The sequence below is a fragment of the Providencia huaxiensis genome, from assembly GCF_002843235.3.
Classification (GTDB): domain Bacteria; phylum Pseudomonadota; class Gammaproteobacteria; order Enterobacterales; family Enterobacteriaceae; genus Providencia; species Providencia huaxiensis.
The window spans coordinates 1301223-1315760 of sequence record NZ_CP031123.2; the positions used below are offsets into that span (position 1 = coordinate 1301223).

13 protein-coding genes and 1 pseudogene are annotated in these 14538 nt (G+C 41.5%); 9 read left to right on the forward strand and 5 right to left on the reverse strand.

Annotated features, from left to right (window positions below; translation table 11 throughout):
* The 4 genes from CYG50_RS07570 to CYG50_RS07580 all read left to right on the forward strand — a co-directional run bounded on the left by CYG50_RS07570 (window position 1) and on the right by CYG50_RS07580 (window position 6578).
* Window positions 1-3699, forward strand: a complete 3699-nt coding sequence (locus CYG50_RS07570) for a TipJ family phage tail tip protein (RefSeq protein ID WP_102140733.1) — start codon at window positions 1-3, stop codon at window positions 3697-3699.
* Window positions 3696-4784 carry a hypothetical protein gene (locus CYG50_RS07575; protein WP_102140732.1) on the forward strand — a complete coding sequence of 363 codons (1089 nt, stop codon included), beginning with the start codon at window positions 3696-3698 and terminating at the stop codon, window positions 4782-4784. Before CYG50_RS07570 ends, CYG50_RS07575 begins: the two co-directional genes overlap by 4 nt.
* An 8-nt stretch (window positions 4785-4792) precedes the next feature.
* Complete coding sequence (locus CYG50_RS22900; RefSeq protein ID WP_168222834.1) at window positions 4793-4948, forward strand: hypothetical protein; 156 nt, start codon at window positions 4793-4795, stop codon at window positions 4946-4948.
* A 64-nt stretch (window positions 4949-5012) separates the two neighbouring features.
* A complete protein-coding gene (locus CYG50_RS07580) occupies window positions 5013-6578 on the forward strand; it encodes a phage tail fiber protein (protein WP_116068728.1) in 1566 nt (521 codons plus the stop codon).
* A 57-nt stretch (window positions 6579-6635) separates the two neighbouring features.
* On the opposite strand, the gene CYG50_RS07585 is transcribed toward CYG50_RS07580, so the two are convergent.
* The 3 genes from CYG50_RS07585 to CYG50_RS07595 all read right to left on the reverse strand — a co-directional run bounded on the left by CYG50_RS07585 (window position 6636) and on the right by CYG50_RS07595 (window position 8377).
* A complete protein-coding gene (locus tag CYG50_RS07585; protein ID WP_102140246.1) occupies window positions 6636-7136 on the reverse strand; it encodes a GIY-YIG nuclease family protein in 501 nt (166 codons plus the stop codon).
* A gap of 210 nt (window positions 7137-7346) precedes the next feature.
* Window positions 7347-7757: a hypothetical protein gene (locus CYG50_RS07590; RefSeq protein ID WP_102140247.1), complete on the reverse strand. Its 411-nt coding sequence runs from the start codon at window positions 7755-7757 to the stop codon at window positions 7347-7349.
* Window positions 7757-8377 (reverse strand): hypothetical protein, encoded by a 621-nt coding sequence (locus CYG50_RS07595; protein ID WP_102140248.1) that lies wholly within the window; start codon window positions 8375-8377, stop codon window positions 7757-7759. The genes CYG50_RS07590 and CYG50_RS07595 overlap by 1 nt, the downstream gene beginning before the upstream one ends.
* Before the next feature lie 247 nt (window positions 8378-8624).
* Here CYG50_RS07595 and CYG50_RS07600 point away from each other — a divergent pair.
* A pseudogene (locus tag CYG50_RS07600) lies at window positions 8625-8795 on the forward strand (molecular chaperone); the annotation flags it as partial.
* A gap of 153 nt (window positions 8796-8948) precedes the next feature.
* Here the strand turns inward: CYG50_RS07600 and CYG50_RS07605 are convergent.
* Window positions 8949-9509, reverse strand: a complete 561-nt coding sequence (locus CYG50_RS07605) for a lipoprotein (RefSeq protein WP_102140249.1) — start codon at window positions 9507-9509, stop codon at window positions 8949-8951.
* Between the two features lie 38 nt (window positions 9510-9547).
* Window positions 9548-10753 (reverse strand): multidrug efflux MFS transporter MdtH, encoded by a 1206-nt coding sequence (mdtH, locus tag CYG50_RS07610; protein WP_102140250.1) that lies wholly within the window; start codon window positions 10751-10753, stop codon window positions 9548-9550.
* A gap of 393 nt (window positions 10754-11146) precedes the next feature.
* Here mdtH and rimJ point away from each other — a divergent pair, with 393 nt between their 5' ends.
* The 4 genes from rimJ to CYG50_RS07630 all read left to right on the forward strand — a co-directional run bounded on the left by rimJ (window position 11147) and on the right by CYG50_RS07630 (window position 14524).
* Entirely contained in the window at window positions 11147-11734 is a 588-nt protein-coding gene (gene rimJ / locus CYG50_RS07615; protein ID WP_102140251.1) for a ribosomal protein S5-alanine N-acetyltransferase, read from the forward strand.
* Between the two features lie 83 nt (window positions 11735-11817).
* Entirely contained in the window at window positions 11818-13356 is a 1539-nt protein-coding gene (murJ, locus tag CYG50_RS07620) for a murein biosynthesis integral membrane protein MurJ (protein WP_102140252.1), read from the forward strand.
* A 360-nt stretch (window positions 13357-13716) separates the two neighbouring features.
* A complete protein-coding gene (locus tag CYG50_RS07625) occupies window positions 13717-14004 on the forward strand; it encodes a hypothetical protein (RefSeq protein ID WP_232368180.1) in 288 nt (95 codons plus the stop codon).
* A complete protein-coding gene (locus CYG50_RS07630; RefSeq protein WP_102140253.1) occupies window positions 13952-14524 on the forward strand; it encodes a helix-turn-helix transcriptional regulator in 573 nt (190 codons plus the stop codon). The genes CYG50_RS07625 and CYG50_RS07630 overlap by 53 nt, the downstream gene beginning before the upstream one ends.
* The last annotated feature ends 14 nt before the right edge of the window (window positions 14525-14538 follow it).

Genomic DNA, 14538 nt, shown 5'->3' on the forward strand with positions numbered 1-14538 from the left:
ATGGGTAAAGGCGGCGGTAAACAACATACTCCTTATGAGGCGCCAAACGATTTAACATCACGGCAGAAATTATCAATTATTGATTTAGTGAGTGAGGGTCCAATTGAGGGACCAGTTGGTGATTTAAAGGGGGTTTATCTTAATAATACTCCCGTTATTGACTCCTCTGGTAACAGCAATGTAAACGGCATGACCGCTCAGTGGGTGTCAGGCACTTTAGAGCAACCAGCCTTAGAGGGGTTTTCATCATCATCAAGCGAAACTCCTGTCAGTATTGAAATCAAAAAAAGCACACCTGTAACTCGCACAATAACTTCACGAAATATTGACCGCTTACGGTTAACGTTTGGCACCCAAGCGTTGGTTGAAGTGAAAGATAATGGGGATCGTGTTGGCACATCAGTTGAGTTACAAATTCAGGTACAACGTAATGGTTCGTGGGTAACTGAAAAAAATATCACTATTCGTGGTAAAAGGAGTAATTCCCCATACCTAATGGCTGTGATTATCGATAAGTTGCCACCGCCACCTTTTAGCATTCGCATGGTTCGTCTAACGCCAGATAGCAACAGCGATAAATTACAAAATAATACTATTTGGTCAAGTTACACCGAAATTACCGATATTAATCAAACCTATCCAGGCTCAGCAGTCGCGGGTCTAACGTTTGAAAGTGAACAGTTTGGTAATCAATATCCTACACGTAACTATTTAGTTCGGGGGCTGATTGTTCAAGTGCCGAACAATTATAATCCTGAAACTCGCGTATACAGTGGCATTTGGGATGGAACGTTTAAGCCTGCGTATACCAATAATCCTGCGTGGGTGCTGTATAGCTTATTAACAACGAAGCGATTTGGGCTAGGTAAAAGACTGAAAATAGCTGAGGTTGATAAGTTTGCGCTTTACGTTATTGGTCAATATTGCGATCAACTGGTACCTGATGGCTTCGGTAATAAAGAGCCTCGAGTCACCTGCAATGCTTATATTACTGATATTCGCAAAGCTTATGATTACTTCAGTGACCTGTGCTCAATAATGCGCATCATGCCTGTGTGGAATGGGCTGCAAATGACATTTGTTCAAGACCGCCCTAGTGATGTCGTTTGGCCTTACACAAATGCAAACGTGGTTAATGGTCGTTTCCACTACAGCTTTAGCCCATTAAAGGCTCGTCATACCGTTATTGAAGTACGCTTTATTGATCCGCAAAACGGCTGGAAAACCAGTGTTGAGCAAGTCTCTGATGATGCATTGGTTGCTCAGTTTGGTCTTAACGTGCTTCGAGTTGATGCATTTGGCTGCACAAGCCGTGGACAAGCTCGGCGTTATGGTCTGTGGATATTATTGACAGAAAAATTAGAGACCCAAACTGTTGAGTTTGAAGTAGGCGCGGAAGGGCTACGCCATACTCCCGGTGACATTATCGAAATTATGGATAATGACTGGGTGGGTGGCGAGGACCCTATTGGCGGTAGGCTCATTGCCATCGATGCCACTCAAAAGATTTTAACGCTTGATAGAGAAGTCACAAAACCTAAATCTGGTACCGCTTTTATTTCGTTAATGAATGCCACTGGCCGTTATGAGCACGTAAAAGTGACAGGGTACTTAGGCAACAATCAAATTAAAGTTGAATCGGTACCAAAAGGTGTCGCCACAAAATCGGTATGGGGTATTAACCAGCCCGATTTGGCTCGTCGTTTATTTAGGGCGATTACGATTTCTGATAAGGGTGATGGCACTTACGGTGTTATTGCAGTTCAGCATGTTCCCGAAAAAGAGGCCATGGTTGACCAGGGGGTGAAATTTGAACCGTTGCCTGACACGCCATTGGGCGGCTACATTCCTCCAGTTGAAAACCTCTCTGTTGAAGTCAGTGCAGATAGTGACAACTGGCAAGTGGAAGCCAACTGGACAACCGCAACGGCGGTTCGAGGTGTTGATTTTGTCCTCAAACTAACTCAAGCGGGGCGTATTGTTGGTACCGCGAAAACCCAAGAAAACCGTTATCGCATTGGTAATTTACCGCAAGGGAATTACCTGCTCTCTGTCGCACCACAAAATAAAGATGGGCAAAAGGGCGAACAAGCCTCGGTCTCATTTGATATTAACCCACCGCCACCGCCGTCTTACATCGATGTTGAGCCGGGCTTTTTCAGTTTAGGGATTATTCCTCATGTGGGAGGGCAAAATGCGCTGCGCCTGCAGTATGAGTTTTGGTTTTCCGAAAAACAGATTGCGAATATCAATGAAGTTGAGTTGCTAGCTGAATACCTTGGTAATGGCACGATGTGGGTTATTCAGGGGAGAAAGCTTAAAGCTGGCCAGACATATTTTATTTATGTCAGAACCGTGAACCCAGTAGGAAAATCGCAGTTTGTTGAAGCCAATGGTAAGCCAGAGGATCGGGCTGATGAAATATTGGAGGTTGTCGGCGATAAATTCCTCAGCACTGAAGCTGGCCAGCAAATGCAAGAGCAAATCGACTTCAATCAAGGAAATGTTCAACTGCAACTTGAGCAAGCGGCTGAAGCGACACTTAACAACACAATGATGTTAAATCAAGTTTCATGGCGTTTATTCGAAGAAGAGGGCACGCGTAAATCTGAAATATTCCGACTTGAACAAGTGAGAGTATCAGACCAGGAGGCGCTAGCACGCTGGCAGCAGCAAGTTAAAACAGACTACGAGCAAACCTCATCCGCAGTTCTAAAAGTGGAAGAATCTATTTCAACACTTGAAGAATCGACAGCTAAAGACATCTCACAAGTGAAAGCTGAGATTAAACAAGTTGATGACAAGCTTGCACCAATTGACGCTCGTGTAACAGAGCAAAAAGAGGCTATTGCTAAAATCGATGAGACGCAAACGAAGCATATTGAAACAGCAGGATCCCGATTTAATGATAATGAAGCGCTAATCAATCAACTAGCACGCACAATTGCCAATGCTGAAAGCTCACTAGCGGAAATGGGGATGCAGCTGACTGCGGAATATGGCAATCAAGCAGTTGAGCAATTGAGAATAAAAGCGTCTATTACTCGACTCGATACTGTTACAGCTAACAAATTCCAATCATTTGCACAGTCTATTGAAAAGCTAGAAACGCAGTTTAATGATGTGAATGCAACCATCACAACACTTAAGAAAACGGTGTCTGACAATGAGGAAGCACAAGCGGAAGTTAACGAGCTCATTAAATCAGAAGTGGGTGAGAATAAGGCAGCAATTGAATTGCGTGGGCAAACTATTTTCGATCACAAAGGGAATGGTTCTGCGATTTACACAATTAAGACCGGTATTAATTGGAATGGCCAATACTATGACGCCAAGTTTCTTATGGGCGCTACGGTGGCAAATGGAAAGGTAGTTACGCAGATTGGCTTCAGTGCAGATACATTCGGTATTTTCAATCCTTCCAGTGGCAAGTTGGAGCCTGTTTTCTTTGTTGAAAATGGTCAAGTATTTATCAATGAAGCGTTTATTAACAAGGCAGTCATTGGCAGTATTGTTGTCCAAACTGACATGCGCTCACCTAACTATGTGCCGGGTAAATCTGGAATGCGTATTGATATGCAAAATAGTGTGTTCGAAACAAACAGCAATGAGGGGGACTACTCCGTTATTCGAAACAGTAAAGGCGACTACTTTAAGTATAAAAACACCTACATTATTGAATTGGGGTGGTTCTTATGATTGATAGCTTATATGGCGTGAAAATTCGAAATTTAGACGGCAGTGAGTTTATTTTCAATGAGCACACCGCTCCAGCGACAAACCTATGGACTCGTTATGTCAAAAGAAGTGACGGCCTATCCCCAGACGGCGGCTGGCTAACATACAAATGGAATTGCCCCAATGAAATCCCAGAGGGTTATGGCTTTCAAGTGGTTTCTTTGAGTGCAGCAGAAGTGACGTTTACACAAAGTGGCGATAGGCGTTACGTATCAGGGACAAAGGATAAAATCGCTTATAGCTCCAACGGTAGAAAAGTCACTGTGATGGGGATGATGGATTATGACCTGAACTATGTAAAAATCATTGCATTCCCGACAATCGGATCCCAGAAAACGGCGAGCGGTTTTGGGTTAAAAGTGATGGGAAGTTCTGTCTTTCTGGAAAATACACCCCCGTTGGGTTATGCCTATGCAACTCACAAAGCAAAGGTCTATATTACAGAAGGGTTTAACATTGGAGAGACTTTCCCCGGGCTAACGATTGAGAATGCGGTATTTTTCTTTTATACCGATGACAATAAATCCTTTATTCGTTTGGAGCCATCGAATGTACAAAGCTGGGAAAAGTTAAAGTGGTGGCGTTATGTCAGTAGAAACCGAAATAGCACCAACATCACAGCATATTCGCCTGCGTGGTATTGGGTTGTTGCTTTTACGAATGTGCAACCCGCTCAACTGGATACACCCGGCTTTGGTTTGAAAATTCGCAACCTAGAAGGGAGGGTCACATTTAACTCTCAAATGGGCGTAATGACTCGGCCTATTACCGTTCCCGGCAATCAAATCCCACTAGGCTCGGGTATTAACGTTGATTCCATTCGTCGGCCCATGTACACACCGACAAAGGTCGGGGAGATATTCAGTAGTGATGGCGGTTTAGGCTGGTGGCGAGACCTGAATATAGGGAATTTAAGTGAGTCTCAAATCAGTTTATTTCAAACCAGTACATCTCAACAGCGTGGTTATCATGGCAATCAAACGATAGCCCGAACCGCAACACCCGCTATTTTTTTAGACGCTGCAGATTATTTTCCTTTTCCATAGGTAACCATATGAAAAAAATTAAATATGCGATATTCGCAGGAATCGTCGTGCTTATTGCCGCGTGTAAATCCCCTGTAACAGTCACGCACGAGGTCTGTGAAGGACTATTTGTTATCACGCAATCTGATGCAAGTGAGTTTAAACAACACCACTGTATGAAATAAACAACTGAACACCTACAGGCCGCTTAATTGCGGTTTTTTTACGTTCAAAATTCAAGGAAACACCATGATTTATGAAATTGGCACTATCTCAACAAAGGCTAGCGACCCAAAAATAACAGGTAAAAACACGTTATGGAAAAACAGTGTGACGAAAGTCTCTGTAGGTCAAATTATTCTTATACAGTCTGGAGATACGATATATCAAAACAGCATTCGCTCGGTGGAAAGTGATATACAAATGACGTTGAGCTTTCCTGTCCCGGCAACACTCACAGATGTGAAATACGTTATCTCAATCACGATGATTGGTTCGGTATCAGACGGCGTTAACAAAGCAACAGCAATGATCACTGAAAGCTATCAACTGATGATGATATTGAACCGACTCATGACCGAATCCGGTGTGATTAAAGTTGTGTTACCTGACGGCACTGAAATGCAACTGAGAACGGAGAAAGAAAGGGATAGATTGCTAGATGGGAAGCTTGATAAGGCAGGTGGAGATGTTAATGGTCGACTGGATGTAGCATCTGTCGTTGTAGCAAGTCAGTTAGTGGCTAAAACACCAAAAGAAAGTCGCATACAACTAAATCCTATCGATGCTGGCCCACGAATTGAATCGCGTACAGAAGGTGGAGCATGGCGAATTTATGCACTACCTGAAACTGGTGGCACGTTAATGAAAGTTGGTGATTTTGGAGTTGGAGCGTTAAGTATAAATAATGTACCAAAGGAGTTGGATCTTAATGCCAACAAAGCGAGAGCACTAGGCTTTTTTTATATTAATCCCGATGCAGTTGGAACCCCTTCAGGAAGGAGCGAATATGGTGGTGGCGTGTATTTTGGAAGAGACCCAGCAGTTTCATCTAATATTTTATATTCCCCTGATTGGTCTTCAAAGGTTTATTTTAGAACACCGATTGGTGCATCAGCGATGTCAGGGTGGTATGAGTTCTATACAACAGGGAATACGACAAAAGACGCAAATGGTAACTTAAAAGCCGCATCGCCGATTGTTAAAGTTTTTGCTGACCATGTCGATCCAAATGAAGAAGCCGAAGGTGTAACACTCAAAAAATTGCACACGGGAATTTATCAATTACATGGCGTTCTTGGCCTGCACTCGGATGCTAGCTGGGGTGGTGTAAATGGTGGTATTACGATTCCATGCGGTATTAACCAGCTCCCATTGGTATATGCGCTTTATGATGTACTTGAAAAAGGCAAACCACACCCATTTGACGGTCGTATTGTTGAGCCCGATGAGGACGGGGATATTGTTTTGTATACATCATATCGTCAGCATGATTTACCGCAAAATATTCAATATGAACGCTTCAAGCTTTACCCTGAGTTTTTGCGTGATGCTACAGAGGGTGAGGAATCAATACCGGGTTTTGACGGAAAAGTTGAATTAACACCCGGAGAACCTTGCGATATTCCTCGCGGCCACTGGGTTGATGTTCGTGTAAACATGCCATCAAACTCTATCTACAATCAAAAGCAAGCTGAAGCTGAGAGACTCGCTAAGATGGAAGCAGAGCGATTAGCGCAAGAAGAAGCCAAACGCGCAGCAGAGGAAGCGGAAAGGGCAGAGCAGGAAGCTGCGGAGCAGGTGGAGCAACAATAAAAACTAATGCGCCAGCTCGATCTGGCGCGTTTACCTTGCGGCGCTGTTTTGGCAATTTTAAAAAAATGGAAGACCATCCTCATCAAGTGGAGCTGGTGGGGCATATAATAATCTTAAATTTTCTTCCCAAAATCTGACAATCTTTTTCGCTTCAGGATCGAAGTAGTCGGTAACGTCAACACCTAAATTTTCAAAAATAACATCTAGCTCAAACCATGCATTTCTACAATCACCAATGAACCATTCTGATGGCTTTTCATTAAAAAAATTTATTCTGCCGGATCCTGCTTCAAGCTCTTTGTGTATATGGTTCTCTAATTCGAATAAATTCCAATTCAATGTTGAAGGAATGAAATATGCAACCTGAAAATCAAGAGTTGGATCCCCAGTTCTTAGGTTATTCAATCGTATTAAAGGATTGTTTATTGTCATTCCAACCTTAAATCTATTATAGTCAGAGGCACTCATAAAAACATAAATCCACCCGCCATCCATTATCATCTTATCTCCTGCGGTAATATTAACCATCAAAGCTTTAGTATCTGATTTTAATAACACTTTTTATATGCTTTCATAATAACAAATTTCAGCATAATCGAGTGGGTGAGAGTTATCAATCACTAGATTTATTTTGCTTGAGCAGATCACATTCTACAACATGAGCTCTGTGGCTGCGGAACGTCAACAATATGCCCTTGATGATAATAACGCATTGCTGTAATTAGACATTAAAAAGCCGCAGAAATAAACTGCGGCTAAGAAACATCATTAATCAATACTATGTTTTTGCGGAGGGGGGGCTTTATCTTGCTTGTTTATATCTAGCAAGTTAATTTGTCGATCTATTAACGCCCTATATTTGGCTCTTTTTTCTGCGTCTGTTAGTGGAGAACTGTCTATTAACATAGTTAAGTTATCAAAATCTTCGTTTATTGTTTTTCCGTTTATAGCTTTTATTAGCGTACGTATGTTGACTAATAGTATAAAAAAAATAAAAAGGAATGAATTCGTATAAAACCCAACTTGAATACCACATAAATCATTTATTTTAAGTGCGAAAATATTTGAAATGCAGACAAATAGAAGTCCAATTAAAGCCCCAAATGCTGTTTTAATTGGGTGAGCTAATGTTAAAATATCTAAGAACTTATGAAAAAAAAGGCTAGCTCGACTATCCATTACATCGCTCCTTCCTTGGCTCCACCAGCTTGTATTTTATTCTCTTGTAAGCGGTGAGGATCTCTTAGTATTCGCCCGCTGCCACCGCTTATGTTTATATTCCTTTTCTGGATGAACTTTAATAGTTGCATCGCTTCATAATTGTTATAGCCAAAATAGCCATGCTCAATCCTAAACTTCAATAGAGTATTTTTAGCTGCAATGAAGCACGAAAGGATTAATGGAAATGTTAGAAAATACAATGGAATGTTGCTATACGTGCAGAAAATGAAAAGAATTGGTAGGGGTAAAACTAAAATTAGATAGCTATAAAATGCTTTTTTTTGCTCACTTAACAAAAACAGAACGGCTAATGACTCAGCTTTTTTCTCACTAGCTGATCTTTTGTACTGTTGCTTGCGGTAAATTACAGCCTTATACCTTCTAAATCGTTTTACTTTATTTTTTGAGTAATAGATATTAGCTACAAATCCAGTTAAGACGCTGCAAAGACCGCCCAATAATCCTGAAAATATCACCGTATGCTCTTTAAGCGTCTCTTCTGCGAAAGAGAAATGGAGTGTTAATACCAAAAGGCCTGCAACAATTAATGATATTACGAACCTACCATAGCCATTCATTCAAATACCCTTTGAGGTTGGTTTTCCGTATGTAAGGTAGTTTAGCATATAATTTTATTTTTTTTATAAGCAAGAAAAAGCCCACCGAAGTGGGCTTTTAGTGAACTTAATAATCCGCGTACGATTTGCGTATCATTTGTAGTCCTATTTGTGTCAGTGCGTAGTCCAACTGATTTTGCTAACTTCCTGTTTTTAAACCTGTTGTCCTATCACTGACCCACCAAATTTGGTGGAGCTGGCGGGAGTTGAAACCGCCGCTCAAGAAGAGCTATTTGATAGCTATATTCTTAGCTGGTATGGCAGCTTTTTAGGGAAGGTTGAGGCCCATGCAATAACCCCATTTTACCGTACTTTAGCCCAGATTACCCGTGATGCAGTTATCGCACTGCGTGATGAACTTGACTCAGATACGGAATAATTGTGACGCTGTCACTTTTGATTCTGGGTATTACTCTACTTTAGTCGTCAGTGTTGATTAATAATTTTGATTGAGTTTGAACGAATAAGAAAGGCAACAGATTTTCCTGTTGCCTTTAATGCTTTTATCAATCGAAATTATTTATGGTTAAAATCAATCGACTAATGGAATGACCAGTTTGCCCGGTTTGATTTCCAGCCCTTTAGCGAGTTTCTTCGCGGTTGCTTCAGCAGCACCATTATCTGGATTCAACACATAAACAGGCTGAGTTTCAAAGAAAGTTTCAAGTGAACTGTTTAAGTAAGGAATAACAGCTGACATAGCGGTATCCATATTTTCTGGCGTCACTTTGTAATTGCTAATATTCAATTCTTTTAAGTAAATTGAACCTGTTTTGGCGTCAAAGTAAGGACGCGCAGTGAGTGTCAGGTTAATTTGTGCTTCCGCTTTACCAATCAGCGAGTCTAATTTAACGGTTGCATCCCCCGTTAACGCGACTTTTCCTGGTTCACTGCGGCCGATTTCTGATTTTAAATTCGCGAGCTGAATATCTGCATCAGCAAAACCCGTAATACCGACTTTATGGTCATATTTCACTTTATTAGCAAGGTAATTATTAATTTGTGACTCACTAATACTAAACTCAGATAATTGGCTACAGCCCGATAAAAGAGTGAGAAAGCCCACCATAGCAGCGATTAAAAACTTCTTCATAAAGACTCCTTTTACAGTAACACCGCTAGTTTAGCGCATTACTGCCCACTCAACATGACTGTTTCAATTTTTTTACGGTTAAATTGCTTATGAAGAGCCCATAAAGTGATAAAACCGATGATCCCTAATAAGAACCAAGGTAATTGTGGCATATTCCATTGGTGGCCAATATCGTACATCCAGCCGCCACCGGTATAACCGACAGCTCCGCCTAAAGCAAGGCCTAAGCGGCTAAAGCCCATATAGCTCCCTCGTGCTCTTGGGTCAGCAAGTGACGCGCTCAATGTTTCTCTAGCTGGGTCAGCGGTTATTGTGCCGAGATAAAAGAGGCAAATAAGAGCAAATAACGTATTGAGAGAGGTTGTCATGCCAATTGGAAACATGCTGAGACTCATTAAAAATAGCCCGGCCATGAGCCGGTGTTCAAGGCGAAAATGTTTTTCGCTCCAACGCGCAATAGGGTAAAGCAATGTTAAAGATATTGCTGCTTCAATGGCATACATCCATTTGACGGCAGTAGGTGTGCCTGCTAATTCATTGACAACAATCGGGAACATAAGCATCACTTGTACTGACAACATAAAATAGCCCGCCAATGTGACCACATAAGTTACAAAACGTTTGTCTTTCAGTACGCGTCCCATGCCTTCTTTGATGGGGGTTCTGACAGTTGAGATCCGGTAAGCGGGTAATAACCAAGCATTGCAAATGGCCGCAATAATAAACACCGCAGCGCCAACCCAGCAGACATAATGGAAGTCATATTGCAATAACCAACTACCAATCAACGCGCCAATAACGGCTCCAGCACTGTCTTGCATTAAGAGTAAAGAATAAAAACGGCCGCGTTCATACGGGCGGGTCAATTTAATCACTAATGCGGTTCGTGGAGGGTCAAATAAGGTGCCACCCAGTGCTGAGAGGACACAAGATAACCATAATATCCAAGGGTCATGGGCCACGGCCATCACCGCAAAACCACTGGCGCGTAATAACATCCCAATGACAATCATGGGTTTTGCGCCAAATCGGTCAGCAATAGCACCGCCAAAAATCCCCAAACCCTGTTGAACAAACTGACGAATTCCTAAGGCAAAACCCACCACCACGGCAGCCCAACCCAGCTGATCAACAAACCGAATAGAAATAAGTGGAAAAACGACAAAAAAGCCGAGGACAACCAACATGTTGTCAAATAGGAGAAAATACTTACCAAGGCTTCTTGCCCGTGACACCTGCGCCATGAGACACCATTAGAAAAATAGCAAAGAGGGAATGTTTTTAAAATTACGTATCAATAATATCAGTATATTGCGGGGTAATAGATGATATATTTTTATCGATAAATATTCGTCATACTTCACTCTGTGACGGTGTTGACTGCGTTCGGCTACTTGGGTCACATACTCGTGCATGCTCCCCAATCTATCCTCTCTAGTCGCCTAGTCACAGAGCGAATTATTTAGAATATTATTAATTATCAAAGCATAGACTGCTGGTGGCTTTAGTGATGTATTGGTATTTTAATTTACATAATATGTTTTTCGTCAACGCATTGTAAGCTACACTTTAGCGTTCTAAGTTATTGGCTTGGAAAGAGAGAAAATATCTGGCTTTTTATTAATTAAGGGTTAACGATGTTTGGTTATCGTTCAAATGTACCGAAAGTGCGCCTTGTCACTGATAGAATGGTTATTCGTTTGACTTATGAACGTGATAACTATCGACTAGCTGATTATTACAGCCTGAACAAAGACTTTTTAATTCCATGGGAACCCATCAGGGACAAATCTCATTATCAGCCAGCAGGTTGGCAGAATCGGTTACAAGTCATGAATGAAATGCATCGAGAAGGGAGCGCTTTCCATTTCGTACTATTAGATAAAGAAGAAAACGAAGTGATGGGAGTAGCGAATTTTAGTAATGTATTGCGCGGCTCATTTTATGCATGTTATCTAGGTTATTCACTAGGTGAAAAATGGCAAGGTCAAGGCCTAATGTATGAGGCACTAACCCAAACTATCCGTTACATGCAGCAACACCAAAAAATACATCGAATTATGGCAAATTATATGCCTCATAATATGCGTAGTGGTAATTTATTGACCAAGCTTGGCTTTGAACGGGAAGGCTATGCAAAGCAATACTTACAAATCAACGGTGAGTGGCGTGACCATGTATTGACGGCGCTGACAGATAACACTTGGGCACTGAATAAAGCCTAAATTCCTAATTTACTTTTCAATCGTAGTCAGTTGCAGTGCACACTGTTAAACTGATGCGATTGTATTCTTTTAGTCTATCAATCATGAATTTATTAAAATCATTGGCGGCAGTAAGCTCCATGACCATGATGTCTCGTGTGCTTGGGTTTATTCGTGACGCTATTATCGCCCGAGTGTTCGGTGCAGGAGCCGCGGCTGACGCCTTTTTTGTCGCCTTTAAATTACCGAATCTTTTACGTCGAATTTTTGCTGAAGGTGCCTTTTCACAAGCCTTTGTCCCGATATTAGCGGAATATAAAAACCAGCAGGGAGAGAAAGCCACCCGTACATTTGTCGCTTATATTGCAGGGATGCTAACCCTCGCTTTAGCGATTGTGACCATCCTTGGTATGATTGCAGCCCCTTGGATCATTTATGTCACCGCACCTGGCTTTACCGATGACGCTGATAAGTTTGCGCTGACGACGGATCTTTTACGGGTTACATTTCCTTATATTTTTCTGATTTCACTGGCCTCTCTCGCAGGCGCAATCCTGAATACTTGGAACCGTTTTTCGGTCCCTGCATTTGCGCCAACGTTACTCAATGTCAGCATGATCATTTTTGCTGCTTTCGCCGCGCCTTACTTTAACCCACCCATTATGTCATTGGCGTGGGCTGTGTTGGTTGGCGGTGTTTTGCAACTTGTCTACCAGCTACCCCATCTTAAAAAAGTGGGCATGTTAGTGTTACCCCGCCTGTCATTTCGTGATAGCGGGGTTTGGCGTGTAATGAAAATGATGGGGCCGGCAATTATCGGGGTTTCAGTTGCGCAAATTTCTTTAATTATCAACACAATATTTGCTTCTTTTTTACAATCTGGTTCAGTGTCATGGATGTATTACGCTGATAGGCTAATGGAATTGCCATCAGGGGTACTTGGTGTGGCTCTTGGTACTATTTTATTACCATCATTAGCGAAAAGTTTCACGAGCGGCAATCAAAATGAGTATCGCCAATTAATGGACTGGGGATTGCGTCTTTGTTTATTACTTGCTCTACCCTGTGCGTTAGGGTTGGCAATACTCGCAGAAGCATTAACGGTATCGCTATTCCAATACGGTAATTTTACAGCGCATGACTCATTAATGACTCAATATGCCTTAATTGCCTACTGTGTAGGGTTAACAGGCATGATTTTGGTGAAGATTTTGGCACCAGGTTTTTATTCGCGCCAAAATATTCGCACGCCAGTGAAGATTGCGATTGTCACTTTAATTTTAACCCAATTGATGAACTTAGCCTTTATTGGCCCTTTACAACATGCAGGTTTAGCCTTATCTATTGGGTTAGCGGCGTGTTTTAATGCGGGAGTTCTCTATTGGCAACTGCGCAAGCAAGGTATTTTTCAGCCTTTAGCCGGTTGGAAAGGGTTTATATTTAAATTATTGATAGCGTTAATTGTAATGGGCGCTGTGCTGTTTGGTGTTTTACACTTTATGCCTTCTTGGCAAGACGGTAATATGCTGATGCGTATGCTACGTTTGATAGGCGTCGTGATTATTGGTGCAGGAAGTTATTTCGTAGCTTTATATGTACTCGGGTTCCGCCCTCGTGATTTTATGAAACGTAGTGTTGCCTAATTAATAAGCCATCAATGATCTTAAAAGCCCAATTTTAATGAGAAGAGCTCATAAAATTGGGCTTTTTTTATCTCTGTAATCTGCGTCGTTAAGGAAAAAATAACCATAGATCTGTTCCCTTCAATTTCTAGTGAGTTCTTAAATTAATTCCAATAGTAACTGAATTATTAATTTCAAAATTATTTTATGAAATTTCAATTAATTGTTTTCATTGATAAAAATAATAGCCCACTCTATTTATGGGGTACATTGACTGGGTTGTTGTTACAACAATCAAGTGATAGGGAGATATTCAATTCATTGAATATTATTTGTTGACCGATGTCAACGGAATGATTATGTTATGTATCTCGGGGGCCAATGAAAAAACATCCGAACAAGCATATTCAGGCTGCTATTGAATATGCGATAGAAAATGGCTGGCTCTGGGTTAGTGCAGGGAACTCATCACATACTTTTTGTAAGTTACGCTGTGGTAACGCAGTAGATGAACACAAAACACATATGATGAGTGTCTGGTCAACGCCGAAAGTCATGGAAGTGCATGCGAAACCAAAGCGGCTTAGGCCGCTTATTCATACTATATGGGATAATTATGGCACTATTTACTTTCACATTAACACTATCTGGTGTGACTGCAGATACTGAAGGCTTAGTTGATACCTTATTTGCTGCAGGCTGTGACGATGCATTGGTGTGTTTCTATGGTAAATCGGTTTATTTAGAATTTGATAGGGAAGCGGAGTCTTTAGATCTTGCCATTGAAACAGCGATCACAGACATCGAAAGTACATCGATGAATATAAAAGTGGAATCTATTGATTCAACTTTAGTTGGGTTAAGTGATATTGCCGAATTGACAGGACTAACTCGTCAGGCAGTGGCTTTATTGAAAGATGGGGCTCGAGGTAAAGGCCATTTTCCAGCACCCGTACAACGCTTGAATGGCGCCTCCCCGTTATGGGACTGGGCGAGCGTTGCTCATTGGTTACAACAGAATAACAGGTTGGTGCATAGCCCTGAACTTTATGAACAAGCAAAAACACTTTGCAAATGGAACTTAGTGCTTCGCAATTGTGCAAATGAACATGTTGAGGAATTGCAAAAATTAACATCAAAGTTAGTAAAGCAACGCAAACAAAAACGGCTCACCGAAGTGAACCGCTAATAGGCTATTTATTG